Annotated in this window: 16 protein-coding genes; 11 read left to right on the plus strand and 5 right to left on the minus strand. The window is 62.9% G+C overall.

The genetic code is table 11. The features are described from left to right. Positions 1–4 precede the first annotated feature (4 nt). Entirely contained in the window at positions 5–1,063 is a 1,059-nt protein-coding gene (locus tag GVL52_RS16650) for an SDR family oxidoreductase (protein ID WP_160009080.1), read from the minus strand. Between the two features lie 96 nt (positions 1,064–1,159). Here GVL52_RS16650 and GVL52_RS16655 point away from each other — a divergent pair, with 96 nt between their 5' ends. Further along, on the plus strand, positions 1,160–1,537 hold the full coding sequence (locus GVL52_RS16655) for a helix-turn-helix domain-containing protein (protein ID WP_160009082.1): 378 nt from the start codon (positions 1,160–1,162) through the stop codon (positions 1,535–1,537). Positions 1,538–1,590: 53 nt separating this feature from the next. Here the strand turns inward: GVL52_RS16655 and GVL52_RS16660 are convergent, their stop codons facing one another. After that, entirely contained in the window at positions 1,591–2,622 is a 1,032-nt protein-coding gene (locus GVL52_RS16660; protein WP_160009084.1) for a LacI family DNA-binding transcriptional regulator, read from the minus strand. Between the two features lie 167 nt (positions 2,623–2,789). Here GVL52_RS16660 and GVL52_RS16665 point away from each other — a divergent pair, with 167 nt between their 5' ends. The 5 genes from GVL52_RS16665 to GVL52_RS16685 all read left to right on the plus strand — a co-directional run bounded on the left by GVL52_RS16665 (position 2,790) and on the right by GVL52_RS16685 (position 9,349). Beyond that, on the plus strand, positions 2,790–4,313 hold the full coding sequence (locus GVL52_RS16665) for a sugar ABC transporter ATP-binding protein (RefSeq protein WP_160009086.1): 1,524 nt from the start codon (positions 2,790–2,792) through the stop codon (positions 4,311–4,313). A 148-nt stretch (positions 4,314–4,461) separates the two neighbouring features. Further along, positions 4,462–5,463 (plus strand): ABC transporter permease, encoded by a 1,002-nt coding sequence (locus GVL52_RS16670; RefSeq protein WP_160009088.1) that lies wholly within the window; start codon positions 4,462–4,464, stop codon positions 5,461–5,463. A gap of 77 nt (positions 5,464–5,540) precedes the next feature. After that, the gene (locus GVL52_RS16675) at positions 5,541–6,488 is read left to right on the plus strand and encodes a substrate-binding domain-containing protein (protein WP_160009090.1); all 948 of its coding nucleotides are present in this window, start codon (positions 5,541–5,543) and stop codon (positions 6,486–6,488) included. 440 nt (positions 6,489–6,928) lie between these two features. Next, positions 6,929–7,981: a sugar phosphate isomerase/epimerase gene (locus GVL52_RS16680; protein WP_160009092.1), complete on the plus strand. Its 1,053-nt coding sequence runs from the start codon at positions 6,929–6,931 to the stop codon at positions 7,979–7,981. 180 nt (positions 7,982–8,161) lie between these two features. Next, positions 8,162–9,349, plus strand: coding sequence for a Gfo/Idh/MocA family protein (locus tag GVL52_RS16685; protein WP_160009094.1), 1,188 nt, complete (start codon positions 8,162–8,164; stop codon positions 9,347–9,349). A gap of 183 nt (positions 9,350–9,532) precedes the next feature. Here GVL52_RS16685 and GVL52_RS16690 read toward each other — a convergent pair whose 3' ends face one another. The 3 genes from GVL52_RS16690 to GVL52_RS16700 form a co-directional block, all read right to left on the minus strand. Continuing rightward, positions 9,533–9,943 (minus strand): DoxX family protein, encoded by a 411-nt coding sequence (locus GVL52_RS16690; protein ID WP_160009096.1) that lies wholly within the window; start codon positions 9,941–9,943, stop codon positions 9,533–9,535. A gap of 137 nt (positions 9,944–10,080) precedes the next feature. Beyond that, positions 10,081–10,809: an esterase family protein gene (locus GVL52_RS16695; RefSeq protein WP_160009098.1), complete on the minus strand. Its 729-nt coding sequence runs from the start codon at positions 10,807–10,809 to the stop codon at positions 10,081–10,083. Next, a complete protein-coding gene (locus GVL52_RS16700) occupies positions 10,781–11,770 on the minus strand; it encodes an acetylxylan esterase (protein WP_160009100.1) in 990 nt (329 codons plus the stop codon). Before GVL52_RS16700 ends, GVL52_RS16695 begins: the two co-directional genes overlap by 29 nt. A 237-nt stretch (positions 11,771–12,007) precedes the next feature. On the opposite strand from GVL52_RS16700, the gene GVL52_RS16705 reads away from it, so the two are divergent. The 5 genes from GVL52_RS16705 (at position 12,008) to GVL52_RS16725 (ending at position 16,961) form a co-directional block, all read left to right on the plus strand. After that, positions 12,008–13,381: a GH1 family beta-glucosidase gene (locus GVL52_RS16705; protein WP_160009102.1), complete on the plus strand. Its 1,374-nt coding sequence runs from the start codon at positions 12,008–12,010 to the stop codon at positions 13,379–13,381. Positions 13,382–13,776: 395 nt separating this feature from the next. Further along, the gene (locus GVL52_RS16710; protein WP_160009345.1) at positions 13,777–14,808 is read left to right on the plus strand and encodes a methionine ABC transporter ATP-binding protein; all 1,032 of its coding nucleotides are present in this window, start codon (positions 13,777–13,779) and stop codon (positions 14,806–14,808) included. Then, on the plus strand, positions 14,798–15,466 hold the full coding sequence (locus tag GVL52_RS16715) for a methionine ABC transporter permease (protein WP_160009104.1): 669 nt from the start codon (positions 14,798–14,800) through the stop codon (positions 15,464–15,466). The genes GVL52_RS16710 and GVL52_RS16715 overlap by 11 nt, the downstream gene beginning before the upstream one ends. A gap of 56 nt (positions 15,467–15,522) precedes the next feature. After that, positions 15,523–16,299, plus strand: coding sequence for a MetQ/NlpA family ABC transporter substrate-binding protein (locus tag GVL52_RS16720; protein WP_160009106.1), 777 nt, complete (start codon positions 15,523–15,525; stop codon positions 16,297–16,299). Positions 16,300–16,409: 110 nt separating this feature from the next. After that, entirely contained in the window at positions 16,410–16,961 is a 552-nt protein-coding gene (locus GVL52_RS16725) for an NADPH-dependent FMN reductase (protein ID WP_160009108.1), read from the plus strand. Positions 16,962–16,979: the final 18 nt, after the last annotated feature.

Raw genomic sequence — 16,979 nt, forward strand, 5'->3', positions numbered from 1 at the left:
CGCCTTATGGGATCAGACGGTCGGCGCGCAACTGTTCGAACAGGGCGAAGAAGGCATCGTCGGTGGGCTGATAATCCAGGAAGCCCAGCCGGCGGCTCTTCGACATGTCGGTGACCACCTCGATCGGGCGACCGAGATCGGCGTCCGTGTGCCATGGGGACGAGAGACGATTGATGTCGGGTTCGGCGAGGCCGTGGCGGGTGGCGATGTCCCGCCAGAGGTTGGCGTCGTCTGCCATTTGTTGTTCGAGCGGGCGGACCACGCCGTCGAAGGCTGCGGGCTCGATGCCGAACCAGTCGGCGATCCGTCCCCACATCCAGCTCCAGCGGAAGACATCGCCGTTGACGACGTTAAAGGCCTGATTGGCGGCGGCGGGCGTTGTCGATGCCCATTCGAGATGGCGGGCCAGCAGCCTTGCGTCAGTCATGTCGGTGAGGCTCTCCCATTGGGCGGCGACGCCGGGAAAGCGGAATGGGCGGCCGGTTTGCTTGCAGATGGTGGCGTAGACTGCCAGCGTCGTGCCCATGTTCATGGCGTTGCCGACCGCCTTGCCGACGATGGTGTGCGGGCGGTGGATGCTCCAGCCGAAGCCGTCCTTTGCAGCGGCGGCAAAAACTTCGTCTTCCTGCGCATAGTAGAAGTTGTCGATGTCGAGGCGCGGCTGCTCTTCACGGAAGGGCGTGTGCGGCAGGCTGCCTTTGCCGTAAGCCTCGAAGGGGCCGAGATAATGCTTGAGGCCGGTGACGAGCGCGACGTGACGGAGGGAGCCGGACGGCCTGACGGCATCGAGAAGATTGCGGACCATGGCGGAATTGACGCGGATGTTCTCGGCTTCCGTCGATTGTCGCAGCCAACTGGAGATTACGATGTGGGTGGGGGCGACATCCGCAAGCGCCGATGTCAGCGAGGCCGGGTCCAGGAGGTCTGCGGCCACGGGCTGCACGCCCGCTATCTGCGGCGGTTTGCGCGCCAGGCCAAAAACCTGCCAGCCATCCCGGCTCAAGAGGTCTGCCGTTGCGCTGCCGACGATGCCGCTTGCGCCTGCGATCAATGCCCTGTTCAAATGACTGTCTCCTGTCTGTTTCGATGGATGTAGTCATTTCGATCGATCGCGGCTAGAAGGCACCTGTTCGAGACATAGACACCTTGAGGTAACCACATGCGAATAGGGTCGCCAGATCACGAATGGCGCGAGGATTGCGCGCCGCGCCGCGTGCTGGAGATCTTTTCCAGCAAGTGGACGAGCATGATCCTGCATGTGCTGGACACGCGGCACAAAGGGTGCGCCCGCACCGGCGTGCTGCAACGTAGCCTGCCGGGCATTTCCAAGAAGATGCTGACGCAGACGCTGCGCGACATGGAAGCCGATGGACTGGTGACCCGCCGCGTCTACGGAACGGTGCCGCCGGCCGTCGATTATACGCTGACGCTGCTCGGCAAGCGCTTCGTCGAGCCGATCGAACTGCTTTACGGTTGGGGACGGGCGAATGCCGATGCGCTCGATGATCTGGCCGCGCGACGGACAAAGGACGCCTGAGCGCTTTTCGCAGGCCGATTGAGGCTACAGGCCTCCTGCGATCATCTCGTCGCTCACCGCTTCACCCACCGCCGCGATGGCGATGACACCGAGTTGCGGACCACCAGATCCGGGCGCAGCAGGATTTCGGTTTCGGTCGATTTTCCATCGCCCAGAAATTCCAGCAGCAGCGCCATGGCCTGTTTGCCGATCGCGGTGCGGGGCTGGCGGATCGTCGTCAGCGGTGGGGACATGAAAACGGCCTGCGGGATGTCGTCGAAGCCGGTGACGGAGAAATCGCGGGGGATGTCGTAGCCGCGGGCGTTGAGGCCGATCATCACGCCGATTGCCGTCTGGTCGTTGACGCACATGAAGGCGGTCGGCAGCGTGTCGCGCATGAACAGTTGCTCGACGGCGTGGCGGCCGCTTTCGAGCGTGCCGTCGCCTTCGAGGATGATGCGCTGGTCGGGGGCGACGCCTGCGGCATCGAGGCCGTCGTCATAGCCCTGGCGTCGGCGCGAGTAGGCAAGCCGTGTTCTGTTGTCGCCGATGAAGGCGATCTTGCGGTGGCCTTCGGCGATCAGCAGGTCGATCGCCTTGCGCGCACCCTCGGTATCATCGACGCCGACATAGGGAATGCCGCCGTTGAAGACCGGTTCGAAGACGCCGACGCTGGGCGGCAGGCGGGCGGTCATGGTCTGGTGGCCGAACGGCAGGATGCCGGTGAAGAGAATCAATCCTGCCGCTTGGTTTGAATTCAGAAATTTGAGATATTCGAGGCCGCGCTGGGCGTCATTCTGCGTATGGCCGATCAGAATGCCGTAGCCATGGGCGCGTGCTTCGTTCTCGAGGCCGATCAGGATGTTGGAAAAATTGGGGTCGCCGATGTCGGGAGCCACCACCAGGATCATGTTGGAACGGCCGAGACGCAGGCTGCGGGCCATGGCGTTCGTGGTATATCCGGTGATGGCAATCGCCTGGTTCACCTTCAGCCGTGTCGAGTTGGCAACCTTCTCCGGCGTGTGGATCGCCCGCGACACGGTCGCGATGGAAACTTCCGCGATCCTGGCGACGTCTTCGATGGTTGCGGGTGCGGAATTCGACACTGCGTTCTGCCTTGGGGCTGCATTCGCGGCGACACTACACAGACTGAAGCTTACGTCAAAGGGTGAAGCCGTCAGATCCCTGTAATGTAACGATGTAAACCTTTACATGGCCGATGTAAAGGTTTACATAAGGGTCAAGCGGGTGGGAGTCCGCAGTGGAGGACATCATGAGTGTGGAGACTGTCGAGGCGGCACCCGTGGTGTTGTCGGCCCGGCGCATATGCAAGTCCTTCAATGGCGTGCAGGTGCTGTTCAGCGTCAATTTCGATCTTCGCGCCGGGGAAATCCATGCGCTTATGGGCGAAAACGGTGCCGGAAAATCGACGCTCGTCAAGGTGATGTCCGGATTCGAGCAGCCGACCTCCGGCGAGATCATCTTCGATGGCCAGCCGATCGTGCTGCCGCCGAATGGCGCGGCCGAAGCGCTCGGCATCGTCATCATCCACCAGGAATTCAATCTTGCCGACCACCTGACCGTTGCCGAGAGCCTCTATCTCGGTCGCGAGGTCACCCGTTTCGGCGTGCTCGACCGCAAGTTGATGCGCGCCGAGACCCGCAAGGCGCTCGATCTGCTCGGCTCGCATGTCGACGAGAACGCGTTGATCAGCACGCTTTCGATTGCCGACAAGCAGATGGTCGAAATCGCCAAGGCGATCAGCCGCGATGCGCGCGTGGTGTTCATGGACGAGCCAACGGCGGTGCTGTCGCGCGAGGAAACCAGTTTCCTGTTCAAGCAGGTGCGCAAGCTGCGCGACAAGGGCACCAGCTTCGTCTTCGTCTCGCACAAGCTTGACGAGGTGATGGAACTGACCGACCGGGTGACGGTGCTGCGCGACGGGCAGTGGGTGAAGACTGCGCCGACCGCGCTGCTCGACGGCGAATCGATCGCGCAATTGATGGTCGGCCGCGAGCTTTCCAGCCTGTATCCGACCAAGGTCGAGCCCGATGTCGACGAGGAGATCGTGCTGAAGGTCGAGGGTGTCTCGACCGGCTATGTCCAGGATGCGAGTTTCGAGGTGCGCAAGGGCGAGATCATCGGTTTTTCCGGGATGATCGGCTCCGGCCGCACCGAACTGATGGAAGCGATCGCCGGGTTGCGGACGCGGGCCTCGGGCGAGGTGGTCATTCACGGTGAAAGCGTCACTTCGGGCGACGTGCATGCGGCCAACCGCTGCGGCCTTGCCTACATGACCAAGGATCGCAAGTCGAAGGGGCTGCTGCTCGGCTCCAACATGATGGCGAACCTGACGCTGCAATCGCTGGAGCAGCATTCGCGCCACGGCTATCTCAGCCCGGGCAGCGAGGCGGCGGCCTTGGCGAAGGCAAGACGGCGCTTCGATATCCGGGTGCGCGACGCCAACATCGTTGCCGGCCGGATGTCCGGCGGCAACCAGCAGAAGCTGCTGCTCGCCAAGGTGATGGAGACCGAGCCGCAGATCATCATCATCGACGAGCCGACGCGCGGCATCGATGTCGGCACCAAGCAGCAGATCTACCATTTCATCTCGGCGCTGGCCCGCGACGGCCGCTCGATCATCGTCGTCTCCTCGGAGATGCCAGAAGTGATCGGGCTGTGCACGCGGGTGGCCGTGATGCGCGAGGGGCGAATCGTCGGCGTGCTCGAGGGCGACGAGATCTGCGAGCAGGAGATCATGCGCTATGCGGCGGGGCTGAAGAAGAAGGCTGCGTAAGCGGGCCAGAGCCCGGGGCTGGCAGCCGGGCCGCAAGGACTGGCCGGCGAGCGGTGAGGACCGTGCTGGCCGGGCAGAGACAACACCGTCCCAAGGGCGGAACGACAGGCAGAATGCCCTTGGGCATGACGGGAGGATGGCTTTGGACATGAGTGCGAACGAGGAGACCAGGGAGATCAGACGGCGCTCCTGGCGGGATATCGATCTCAGGGCCGTGGCGCCGTTTGCGGCGCTTGCCCTGCTGCTCGTCGTCGGTGCGCTGGTCAATCCGAATTTCATCGGCATCACCAACCTTGCCAATGTCGCCACCCGCAGCGCCTTCATCGCCATCATCGCGGTCGGTGCCACCTTCGTCATCTCCTCGGGGGATCTCGATCTCTCGGTGGGCTCGATGGTGGCCTTCGTCGCCAGCCTGATGATCCTTCTGATGAACTCCGGCATCATCGCCAATCCGGTGCTGATGCTCGTCGTTGCCGCGGTGTTCACCATCGTCGCCGGCGCGCTCTGTGGTCTCGCCAACGGGCTGATCACCACGCTCGGCAAGATCGAGCCGTTCATCGCCACGCTCGGCACCATGGGCATCTATCGCGGCTTGACGACGTGGCTCAGCCAGGGCGGGGCCATCACGCTGCGCTCGCCCGAGCAGCAGGCGCTTTATCGCCCTGTCTACTTCGGCTCGATCGCCGGCATTCCGGTGCCGATCGTCGTGATCCTTGCCGTCACCGCGGTTGCCGCCTTCATTCTCTATCGCACCCGCTATGGCCGTCATGTGGTCGCCGTCGGTTCGAACCGCGATGTGGCGCGCTATTCCGGCATTGCCGTCAACAAGGTGCGTACCATCGCCTTCGTCATCCAGGGGCTCTGCGTCGCCATTGCCGTGCTGCTCTACGTGCCGCGTCTCGGCTCGACTTCGGCAACCACCGGCATTCTCTGGGAATTGCAGGCGATCACCGCCGTCGTCGTCGGCGGAACGGCGCTGAAGGGCGGGGCAGGGCGTGTCTGGGGGACGATCTGCGGCGCCTTCATTCTCGAACTGGTCGGCAACATCATGCTGCTGTCGAATTTCATCAGCGAATATCTGATCGGCGCCATCCAGGGCTCGATCATCATCATCGCCATGCTCGTGCAGCGCTCGCTGGCGCGCCGGTAGGAGGAATTGGCTGGGTCGACGGGGCGCCCCAGCCTGGAGGATTACAAGCCCTGACGTTCAATGGGAGGAGAATAGATATGCGTAAGACAATGTTCAGTTTGGCGATCCTGACGGCGGCGCTGCTTGCCGGCGTCGCCCACGCGCAGGACAAGAAGACCATCGGCGTTTCGATTCCGGCTGCCGACCACGGCTGGACCTCCGGCGTGGTGTTCCATGCCGAGCGCGTCGCCAAGCTGTTGATGGCCGAACATCCTGACCTCACCGTCATCGTCAAGACCTCGCCGGATGCGGCGAGCCAGGCGAATGCGGTGCAGGATCTGGCGACCCAGGGCATCGACGCGCTGGTCATCCTGCCTTCGGACCCGGATCCCCTGGTCAACGCCATCAAGGAAGTGAAGAGCAAGGGCACGTTCGTGGCGCTGGTCGATCGCGCACCGAGCACCAATGACGATTCCGTCCGCGACATCTACATCGCCGGCAACAATCCGGCGCTCGGCGAAGTCGCCGGCAAGTACATCAAGGACACCACCCCCGATGCACAGGTCGTTGTGATCCGCGGGCTGCCGATCCCGATCGACCAGCAGCGCCAGGACGGTTTCGACAAGGCCATTGCCGGCTCCGGCGTCAAGGTTCTCGACCGCCAGTTCGGCAATTGGAACCGCGACGATGCCTTCAAGGTGATGCAGGACTACCTGACCAAATATCCGAAGATCGATGTGGTCTGGTGCCAGGACGACGACATGGCGGTCGGCGTGCTGCAGGCGATCGAGCAGGCCAAGCGCACCGACATCCAGTATGTGGTGGCCGGTGCCGGCTCCAAGGACATGGTCAAGAAGGTGATGGACGGCGACAAGCTGATCCCCGTCGACGTTCTCTATCCGCCGGCAATGGTCGGCACGGCGATGGAGCTGACGGCTGCCTCGCTCTACGATCAGGTCCCGGTCCGCGGCACCTATATCCTCGACGCCACGCTGGTGACCAAGGATAACGCCAAGGACTTCTACTTCCCGGATTCACCGTTCTGATCTGGTGATCGGTGGCAATGGCAGGGGCGGCGCATTGCGTGAATGCCCCTCGCCATGCCTCTCCCCAGCCCCTCCCCCTCCCCACAAGGGGGAGGGGCTTCTTCGCCGTACCGCTTTGGCTCCACTGTCTAAAAGCGGTGCCGCGAGTCTTCTTCCCCCTTGTGGGGAAGATGGCCGGCAGGCCAGAAGGGGTCTTTCATCATGACAGGTGAAACAGGCAAGGCAGGACAGACTGAATTTCGCCGTTCCTGACATCCCCGGCAAAAATGCTGCACGTACCTCTTGCCGTCTTCCGAGCGACATGATTAGTTCGCTTCGCATTGACTTCTGCCTCTTGCGCGTAATGTAGGACTGCGGCGCCAAACCTGTTTGGTCCCGTAAAATTGGGCGCAAGACATTTACATAAACGTTTACGGTCGATCTCAAGGGAGGAATCCGACATGAAAACGATCAAGGGCCCCGGGCTGTTCCTCGGGCAATTCGCGGGCGATTCCGCCCCGTTCAATTCCTGGGATTCGATTACCAAATGGGCGGCCGAGACCGGTTACAAGGGCGTGCAGGTTCCGACCTGGGCGGGCCAGCTGATCGACCTGAAGAAGGCCGCATCGTCGAAGGATTATTGCGACGAGTTCGCCGGCGTGGCACGCCAGAACGGCGTCGAGATCACCGAGCTTTCCACCCATCTGCAGGGCCAGCTGGTTGCCGTGCATCCCGCCTATGACGAAGCCTTCGACGGTTTTGCGGCGCCTGAGGTGCGCGGCAATCCGAAGGCGCGGCAGGCATGGGCGGTCGAGCAGGTGAAGATGGCGCTGACGGCGTCGAAGCATCTCGGCATCAAGGCGCATGCGACGTTTTCGGGCGCGCTCGCCTGGCCCTACATCTATCCGTGGCCGCAGCGGCCGGCAGGCCTGGTCGAGACCGCCTTCGACGAACTGGCCAAGCGCTGGACGCCGATCCTCGACCATGCCGATGCCAATGGCGTCGACATCTGCTACGAAATCCATCCGGGCGAAGACCTGCATGATGGCGTGACGTTCGAGATGTTCCTCGAGCGGGTGAAGAACCACCCGCGCGCCAACATGCTCTACGATCCCTCGCATTACGTGTTGCAGTGCCTGGATTATCTCGACAACATCGACATCTACAAAGACCGGATCAAGATGTTCCACGTCAAGGATGCCGAGTTCAATCCGACCGGACGCCAGGGCGTCTATGGCGGCTATCAGGGCTGGGTCGAGCGCGCCGGCCGCTTCCGCTCGCTCGGCGACGGCCAGGTCGATTTCGGGGCGGTGTTCTCGAAGATGACCGCCAACAATTTCGACGGCTGGGCCGTGGTCGAGTGGGAATGCGCGCTGAAGCATCCCGAAGACGGTGCCCGCGAGGGGGCCGAGTTCGTCAAGGCGCACATCATCCGCGTCACCGAACACGCCTTCGACGACTTTGCCGGTAGCGGCACGGACGATGCGGCCAACCGGCGGATGCTGGGGCTCTGATGTTCTTTCCCCTTCTCCCCCTCGGGGAGAAGGTGGCCCGCAGGGTCGGATGAGGGGGCGGCAGGTGCCGCCTTCGCTTGTCGCTCAGGCGCTCGCTCCGCTCACCCCCTCATCTGTCCTTCGGACATCTTCTCCCCGCTGGGGAGAAGAGAAAACCGAACCAATTCAAGGAAGAAACCAATGGCAATCGAAGCATCAACGCAACAGACGCGCCAGCCGCGCATCCGTCTTGGCATGGTCGGCGGTGGCGCCGGCGCTTTCATCGGGGCGGTGCATCGGATCGCTGCCCGCATCGACGACAAGTACGAGCTGATCGCCGGCGCGCTGTCATCGACGCCTGAAAAGGCGATGGCATCGGGTGCCGATCTCGGGCTCGCTCCTGATCGGACCTATTCCAGCTATCGCGAGATGGCGATCCGCGAGGCCAAGCTGAAAAACGGCATCGAGGCGGTGTCGATCGTGACGCCGAACCATGTGCATTACGACGCCGCCAAGGAGTTCCTGCGCCGCGGCATCCACGTCATCTGCGACAAGCCGCTGACGTCGAACCTTGCCGACGCGAAGAAGCTGAAGAAGGTGGCCGACGAGAGCGGTGCGCTGTTCATCCTGACGCACAACTACACCGGCTACCCGATGATCCGCCAGGCGCGCGAGATGATCGCCAATGGCGAACTCGGCGATATCAGGCTGGTGCAGGCGGAGTATCCGCAGGACTGGCTGACGGAGGCCGTCGAGCAGCAGGGCGCCAAGCAGGCGGTCTGGCGCACCGATCCGGCGCAGTCGGGTGCGGGTGGTTCGACCGGCGATATCGGCACGCATGCCTATAATCTCGGCTGCTTCGTCTCGGGGCTGGAACTCGACAGCCTGGCTGCCGATCTCGACAGCTTCGTCGAAGGCCGTCGTCTCGACGACAACGCGCATGTGATGCTGCGCTACAAGGCCAAGGGCTCGGAAAAGCCGGCCAAGGGCATGCTGTGGTGCAGCCAGGTGGCGCCGGGTCACGAGAATGGCCTGAAGGTGCGCGTCTACGGCACCAAGGGCGGCATCGAGTGGGTGCAGGCCGATCCGAACTATCTCTGGTACACGCCGTTCGGTGAGGCCAAGCGCCTGATCACCCGCAACGGCGCTGGTTCCGGCCCGGCGGCTGCCCGCGTCTCACGCATTCCGTCGGGACATCCGGAAGGCTATCTCGAGGCATTTGCGACGATCTACACCGAAGCTGCGCATGCCATCAACGCCCACAAGGCCGGCAAGGCGGTCGACAAGGCCGTGGTCTACCCGACGGTCGATGACGGCGTGAAGGGCGTGGCGTTCGTCGAGGCCTGCGTGGCGTCTTCGAAGCGCAATGGGGCCTGGGTGAAGGTTTGATTTGATCGGGAGGTGGGTGTGGCTGCCCCCTCTGTCCTGCCGGACATCTCCCCCACAAGGGGGGAGATCGAATCGTGGTTTACTCTTCGCCAGGCAATTGGCGTTGGAACGAGCGGCCCCGCCCAGCCGATCTCCCCACCTGTGGGGGAGATGCCCGGCAGGGCAGAGGGGGCTGGCTCTACTTTACGCAGCCACCGCCTGGCCACCCTTGCGCTTCATCCACGCATCGACGCTGAACGGACCAGCGCCGGCGGCAACGAAATAGAGGAACAGGAAGCAGAACAGGATGGCGGCGACGCCGCCGTTCTGGGCGGGGTAGAAGCTTCTTGGCGCATGGCTGATGAAATAGGCGAAGGCCATGACGCCCGAGAGGATGAAGGCGGCGATGCGGGTCTGGAAGCCGATCAGCACCAGGAAGCCGAGGATCAGCTCAAACAGACCGGCGATCCAGGGCAGCGAGCCGGCCTCGGGAACCCGTTCGGCGGCCGGGAAATGCAGGATCTTCTGGGTGCCGAAGCTGAACAGCACCAGCGAGGAGACGATGCGCAGCAGGCTGAGGAGATGCGGCTGCAGGGCGCTGATCGAGGCGAACATTGGTATCCTTTCAACTGGGAGAATGTTTCAGCCTTTAGCGATGGCTGATGCGATGACAATTCACGACTTCTGACATCGGCGTTATCGGGCACGCCCTGACGATGGGCGTGTTCGAGGCGGAGTGCGATCCGGCCGGCTCAGATGTAAAGCGCTGCCATCTTGCGCCACTCGGTCGCCCTATGGGCGCGGCCATCCCATACATGCAGCTGGTGGCCGACCTGCTTGTCTGCAAGCAGCCGGCTCAGATGGTGGTTGTTGTCGAGGAAGGGGTCGGCATTGCCGATGGTCAGGATGATCTCGACCTGTCGTAGCCTGTCCAGCTGCCAGCTGTTGTCGAGACCCGGCAGGAAGTGCGTCGGGGTGTGGAAATAGACCGCGCTGTCATAGTAGCCGTCGAGCAGGTCAGAGAAAGATTCGACCTTGATGGTCAGGTCGTAGCGGCCGGAAAAGGCGACGAGCTTGCGAAACAGATGCGGGTGACGAAACACCAGGCTGGTGGCCTGGAAGGCGCCGAGGCTGCAGCCGTGGACGATGGTGCAATCGTGGCCGTTCTTTTCGGCCATCAGCGGCAGGACTTCGTTGAGGATGTAGCCCTCGAAGGCCTCGTGGCGGTGGATGCGGTCGGCCGGGTGGCGGTCGAAGCCGTAGAAGGTCTCGTTGGCCAGGCCCTCGATGCAATAGAGCTGCAGCTGGCCGGCTTCCAGCTTGTTGGCGAGGCCTGCGACGAGGCCGAGCCGTTCATATTCCCAGAAACGGCCCTCGCGTGTGGGAAACACCAGCACCTTGGCGCCGGCATGGCCGAACACCAACAGCTCCATCTCGCGATGCAGGCGCGGGCTATACCAGCGCAGATATTCCCGGTTCATGAACCCTGAAGAAACCTCGCAGCTTTTCGCGCAGAGCAAAATTCTGCTCCGTCATCCCAGGATACTCGAAATGTCCGGCGTCGAGGATGAAGATTTCATTATATTTTGAGGCCGGCAGCGCATTGGCGACAGCGAACTGGCAGGGCGGCGCAACAGCCGGATCGAACAGGGCTGCGGCCACCAGCATCGGCACCTTGATGCGGGTGGCGGCGATGGCTGAGTCGAACAGGCGCAGGTTTTCCAGCACTTCGGGATGGGTCTTCCGGTAGGTCTGGACGGAGGCGGCGCTGCCGATCGTCGGCAATGTCAGCCACGCCTCGCGGTTGCCGAAGGTGGGGACGATCAGGTGGCCGCGGTCGATGCGGTTGTCGAAGGGGATCGCCAGCGCGCCGAGGCCACCGCCGAAGCTGCCGCCGATGTAGCCGATCTGGTTTGTCAGCCCGGGATAGAGCGCCACAAGGGTCGAGACGGCGATCCAGATATCCTCGACGCAGCCGCCGATGACGTAATCGTCCGGGCTGTCGATCTTGTAGAGCACATGGCCGGGCGCTTCCGGCGGGATCGGCGGATGGGCGCTCAGCGACATGCCGCGGGCGCAGGGGAAGAGGATGGCGGTCTGTTCGACCGGCAGATCGAAATCCGGCGCCTCGCGGCCGCCATAGCCGTGGCCGACGACGAGGCCGCGGCGGGCCGGTTTGTCGCGTGGCAACAGCAGCCAGCCGCCGATCTTGAGGCCGTCCGTCGAGGTGTAGGTGATGTCAAGCACCTGCCAGGCAGGGTGGGTGAGCTTGCTCTGCTTCAGCACCGGCTGCGGGTCGATCTTGAGCGCCCTGGTGTATCGCTTCTGCCAGAACGCGTCGAAGCCGGCTGGCGCCGCGGGCGGCACGATCGATCTAAGCTGATCCAGCGTCATGCCGTAGGTCGGGTCGAAGGCGAAGGGATGGGTCCGGGGGATGCTCATCGAAGGGTTGTCCAGCGAAAATCCGGATATTGCAAGGCAATGGGCGGACCCGGGCGCGAGACGGCGGCAAGGCAGGGCATCGCCGATGCGCGAAGCCGGACCGCCGTGCACCAATCGACAGAACCGAGATGCTGCGAAACTGGCTCCTGAAACGTTACAGCCCTGTCATTTCCACTCTGTACAACATCCATCCGCTTGGCTAAACCGCCTTTGAAACCACAAGAACGGGATTTCCAGATGATCGATGCGAAGACCCTTGCCGCCCGCTTTCCCGGCGATTTCACCTTTGGCGTGGCCACCGCTGCCTTCCAGATCGAAGGGGCTTCGAAGGCCGATGGCCGCAAGCCGTCGATCTGGGATGCGTTCTGCAACATGCCGGGCCGGGTCTTCCAGCGCCATAATGGCGACGTCGCCTGCGATCACTACAATCGGCTCGACGACGATCTCGACCTGATCAAGTCGATGGGTGTCGAAGCTTATCGCTTCTCGATCGCCTGGCCGCGGATCATCCCCGACGGGACAGGCCCGGTGAACGAAGCCGGGCTCGATTTCTACGATCGCCTCGTCGACGGCTGCAAGGCGCGCGGGATCAAGACCTATGCGACGCTCTATCACTGGGACCTGCCGCTGACGCTGATGGGCGAGGGCGGCTGGACTGCGCGGTCGACCGCCTATGCCTACCAGCGTTATGCCAAGACGGTCATGGCCCGCCTCGGCGACCGCCTCGACAGCGTCGCCACCTTCAACGAGCCGTGGTGCATCGTCTGGCTCAGCCACCTCTACGGCATCCACGCGCCCGGCGAGCGCAACATGCAGGCGGCGCTTTATGCCATGCATCATATGAACCTTGCTCACGGCCTCGGCGTCGAGGCGATCCGCTCGGAAGCGCCGAATGTGCCGGTCGGGCTGGTGCTGAATGCCATGTCGGTCATGCCCGGCTCCGACAGTGCTGCCGATCAGGCGGCCGGCGAGCGGGCGCATCAGTTCCACAACGGCGCCTTCTTCGATCCTGTTTTCAAGGGTGAGTATCCCGACCAGTTCGTCGAGGCCCTCGGCGACCGGATGCCTGTCATCGAAGACGGCGACATGCAGATCATCAGCCAGAAGCTCGATTGGTGGGGCCTCAATTATTACACGCCGCTGCGGGTCGCCGACGACGCGGCCAGGACAGGTGATTTTCCCTGGACGGTCGAGGCGCCTGTTGTGAGTGACGTCAAGACCGATATCGGCTGGGAGGTCTATGCGCCGGGGCTGAAGACCTTGGTGGAGGATCTCTACCGCCGCTACGAGTTGCCCGAATGCTATATCACCGAGAACGGCGCCTGCTACAACATGGACGTCGTCGATGGCGCGGTCGATGACCAGCCGCGGCTCGACTACTACAGCGACCACCTTGCCGTCGTCGCCGACCTGATCAAGGACGGCTATCCGATGCGCGGTTATTTCGCCTGGAGCCTGATGGACAATTTCGAGTGGGCGGAAGGCTATCGCATGCGCTTCGGCCTGGTGCATGTCGATTACGACACGCAGGTGCGCACGGTGAAGAAGAGCGGCAAGTGGTACACGGATCTGGCCGTGCAGTTTCCGAAGGGCAACCACAAGGGCGGCTGATACTCTCAGGAAACATCGGGGCTCACGCAATATCGTTGGTTGCAACGCAGCTGTCCCGACATTGCGTGGTAAGATTTTCCCTGCTGCAGCGCACAAACGGAAAACCATCCCTGTGCAGTTGTATCCGGCAGCGGCATAAGTTGCAGCAACAGGAGAGGCGGGCCGCCTCTTTTTCACCGCCTGCAACGAAAGCCGCGCCCCATGCTTGCGACCCGTGTTTGTCTTCGAATGTGCTGCCCGATTGGCTAATCGGCGCATCGGCGGTATAGAACCGCCAGTTTCAGAAGACCAATACCTGAGAGTATAGCATGACAATCCAGCAAGCGGCCGAACAGGCGGATGCCCGTACCGCGGCAAAGGGCCAACCCGGAAGCGATCCTGGTGCCTCGGTGCCGATGGTGGCCTTCGAAGGCGCTGGCAAGCGCTACGGGCCATCTGGCGAGGGCGGCTTTACCGCCGTCGAGAACGTCGATCTCACTGTTGCGCGCGGCGCCATCACCGGCATTATCGGCCGCTCCGGCGCCGGCAAGTCGACGCTGATCCGCATGGTCAACGGGCTTGAGGCGACCACCTCGGGCAAGGTCCTGGTCGATGGCGTCGATGTCGGCGCGCTCGGCGAGGACGGTTTGCGCGGGTTGCGTCGCCAGGTGGGCATGATCTTCCAGCATTTCAATCTGCTGTCGTCGCGCACCGCCTTCGACAATGTGGCGCTGCCGCTCGAAATCGCCGGTGTCGATAAGGCTGCGATCCGCGCCAAGGTCGGGCCGCTGCTCGATCTGGTCGGCCTCGGCGACAAGGCCGGGCGCTATCCGTCGGAGCTGTCCGGTGGCCAGAAGCAGCGCGTCGGCATTGCCCGTGCCCTGGCGACCGATCCGAAGCTGCTGCTCTCCGACGAGGCCACCTCGGCGCTCGATCCGGAGACCACGCAGTCGATCCTCGAACTCTTGAAGCGGATCAATGCCGAACTCGGTCTGACGGTGCTGCTGATCACCCACGAGATGGAGGTGGTGAAGACCATCGCCAGCCATGTGGCGGTCATCGATGCCGGTCGGATCGTAGAGGCCGGACGCACCTTCGATGTCTACACCAATCCGCAGCACGAGACGACGCGCACGCTGCTCGCTGCCTCGCTGAAGCTGCCGGAGTGGCTGCGCTCGAGCATCAAGCCGCAGCCTGCCGCCGGCGACCGCGTGCTGGTGCGACTGGTGTTCTTCGGCGAGACGGCGTTCAGGCCGTTGACCGGCCAGCTGGTCGCCGAACTCGGCTCCGACGTCAACATTCTGGCCGGTGCGATCGAGGAAATCTCGGGCGAGCCGTTCGGGTCGCTGGTGGTTTCCTATTCGGCCGATCCCGACGTCGTCGCGCGGGCCAATCGCTTCTATGCCGAGACCGGTCTGTCCACGGAGGTGCTCGGCTATGTCGCCTGACATGATCTTCAACCTGCTTTCCAAAGCGTTGATGCAGACCTTGCAGATGGTGCTGGTCGCCGGCATCATCGGCTCGATCATCGGCCTGCCGATCGGCGTGTTCCTGGCCACATCAGGCAAGGGCGAGCTGTTTCCGGCGCCGAAGACCAATCGGGTGCTCGGGCTGATCGTCAATGCGGCGCGCTCGACGCCGTTCATCATCCTGGTGGTGGCCATCGTGCCGCTGACGCGTCTTCTGACCGGCACGTCGATCGGCACATGGGCGGCGATCGTGCCGCTGACCATCGCCACCATTCCGTTCTTCGCCCGCCTGGTCGAATCCGCCATCCGCGAGATCGACAAGGGGCTGATCGAAGCGGCGCGCGCGATGGGCGCGACGCCGTTCCAGATCGTCTTCAAGGTGCTGCTCGCCGAAGCGCGACCGGCGCTGATGGCGGCGCTGACGATGACCATGGTCAGCCTGATCGGCTACTCCGCGATGGTCGGTGCGGTCGGCGGCGGCGGGCTTGGCGATCTCGGCATCCGCTACGGTTACCAGCGCTTCATGCCGGAAATGATGCTGGTCGTGGTGGTGGTGCTGATCGTGCTGGTGCAGCTGGTGCAGAGCGCCGGCGACGGACTGGCCCGGCGCTTCGACAAGCGCAACCGCAAGGGCTGATTTCCCGATACGCATATCCTGATAAACATAGCGAAAAACATACGAAGGAGACACCCATGAAGAAGTTCATCATTGCCGCAGCGCTTGCGGCCTTTGCCGCCGGTTCGGCGCTGGCCGAAGACATCAAGGTCGGCGTGACGCCGGGCGAGCACGCGCAGATCATGGAAAAGGTCGCTGAAGTCGCCAAGACCAAGGGTCTGAACATCGAGATCATCGAGTTCTCCGACTACGTCGTGCCAAACCAGGCGCTGGCGGATGGCGATATCCAGGCCAATTCGTTCCAGCACCAGCCCTACCTCGACAACCAGGTCGCAGACCGCAAGTTCGATCTGGTCAGCATCGGCAAGACGATCACCACCCCGATGGGCGTCTATTCGAAGAAGGTGAAGAGCCTCGACGAGCTGCAGGAAGGCGCCACCGTTGCCATCCCGAACGACCCGACCAATGGCGGCCGCGCGCTTCTGGTTCTGGCCTCCAAGGGCCTGATCAAGTTCAAGGACAATCCTGGCGTCAAGGTAACGTCGGCCGACATCATCGAGAACCCGAAGAAGATCGAGTTTGCCGAGATCGATGCCGCCCAGTTGCCGCGTTCGCTCGATGATGTCGATGCCGCCGTCATCAACACCAACTACGCCATGGAAGCCGGCCTGCACCCGAAGACAGACGCCATCGCCATCGAAGGCGAGAAGTCGCCCTACGCCAACGTCATCGTCGTGCGCGCTGCCGACAAGGATGCGCCATGGGCAAAGACGCTGGTCGAATCCTACCACGACGAGAGCATCCGCAAGTTCATCAACGAACAGTTCAAGGGCGCGCTGATCGCATCCTGGTAAGATCTGATCTCGTCAGATCGCATATCGAACGGTCCGGCGCTGCCGGGCCGTTTTTCGTTGGGGCCGCCGGGCTGATGGTGCGAATCGACACGGCGCGGTAAACCGGGTGCATGATCAGGACGCCACTGTTTCTCTATGCGCTCTGCGGCAGTCAGCGAAAGGCCTCGACCAATCGGCGGCTGCTCGAAGCCCTGCGCGATCATGCGCCCGAAGGCGTGACGGTCGAGATCTGCGAGCTGATCGGCGACCTGCCGATCTTCAATCCCGATTGCGAGGGCGAGAATACGCCCGAGATCGTCGAAGAACTTGCGGCCAAGGTGCGGGCGGCGGATGGGGTGATTTTCGCCTGTCCCGAATATGCGCACGGGCTTCCCGGGGGGCTGAAGAATGCGCTCGACTGGTTGGTGTCGCGCGACGAGGCGCCCTTCAAGCCGGTGATGATTGCCCATGCCTCGCACCGGGGTGACTTCGCACTCGAACAATTGACGGAGGTGCTGAAGACGATGTCGTTCGCCCTCGTGCCATCGGCCAATATCAGGATCAGCCTGCTCGGCAAGGATGCCGAGGGACAGCAGGTCAGTCTGCGCGAGAGCATGGATCATGGCGTTCTCGACACGGCGCTGAAAGAATTCTGCAGCCGGATAGATGGCGGGCCAGTCTGAGGACGCGGACAGATGTTA

Source organism: Rhizobium sp. 18055 (assembly GCF_902706285.1).
In the GTDB taxonomy this organism is placed as follows: Bacteria; Pseudomonadota; Alphaproteobacteria; order Rhizobiales; family Rhizobiaceae; genus Rhizobium.

What these genes read in the sequence shown, in the direction of transcription:
- GVL52_RS16680 (WP_160009092.1), top strand. Translation starts at nt 6,929, where the DNA reads ATGAAAACGATCAAGGGCCCCGGGCTGTTCCTCGGGCAATTCGCGGGC.
- GVL52_RS16690 (WP_160009096.1), bottom strand. Translation starts at nt 9,943, where the DNA reads ATGTTCGCCTCGATCAGCGCCCTGCAGCCGCATCTCCTCAGCCTGCTG.
- GVL52_RS16715 (WP_160009104.1), top strand. Translation starts at nt 14,798, where the DNA reads ATGTCGCCTGACATGATCTTCAACCTGCTTTCCAAAGCGTTGATGCAG.
- GVL52_RS16675 (WP_160009090.1), top strand. Translation starts at nt 5,541, where the DNA reads ATGCGTAAGACAATGTTCAGTTTGGCGATCCTGACGGCGGCGCTGCTT.
- GVL52_RS16655 (WP_160009082.1), top strand. Translation starts at nt 1,160, where the DNA reads ATGCGAATAGGGTCGCCAGATCACGAATGGCGCGAGGATTGCGCGCCG.
- GVL52_RS16700 (WP_160009100.1), bottom strand. Translation starts at nt 11,770, where the DNA reads ATGAGCATCCCCCGGACCCATCCCTTCGCCTTCGACCCGACCTACGGC.
- GVL52_RS16695 (WP_160009098.1), bottom strand. Translation starts at nt 10,809, where the DNA reads ATGAACCGGGAATATCTGCGCTGGTATAGCCCGCGCCTGCATCGCGAG.
- GVL52_RS16705 (WP_160009102.1), top strand. Translation starts at nt 12,008, where the DNA reads ATGATCGATGCGAAGACCCTTGCCGCCCGCTTTCCCGGCGATTTCACC.
- GVL52_RS16720 (WP_160009106.1), top strand. Translation starts at nt 15,523, where the DNA reads ATGAAGAAGTTCATCATTGCCGCAGCGCTTGCGGCCTTTGCCGCCGGT.
- GVL52_RS16725 (WP_160009108.1), top strand. Translation starts at nt 16,410, where the DNA reads ATGATCAGGACGCCACTGTTTCTCTATGCGCTCTGCGGCAGTCAGCGA.
- GVL52_RS16670 (WP_160009088.1), top strand. Translation starts at nt 4,462, where the DNA reads ATGAGTGCGAACGAGGAGACCAGGGAGATCAGACGGCGCTCCTGGCGG.
- GVL52_RS16710 (WP_160009345.1), top strand. Translation starts at nt 13,777, where the DNA reads ATGGTGGCCTTCGAAGGCGCTGGCAAGCGCTACGGGCCATCTGGCGAG.
- GVL52_RS16685 (WP_160009094.1), top strand. Translation starts at nt 8,162, where the DNA reads ATGGCAATCGAAGCATCAACGCAACAGACGCGCCAGCCGCGCATCCGT.
- GVL52_RS16665 (WP_160009086.1), top strand. Translation starts at nt 2,790, where the DNA reads ATGAGTGTGGAGACTGTCGAGGCGGCACCCGTGGTGTTGTCGGCCCGG.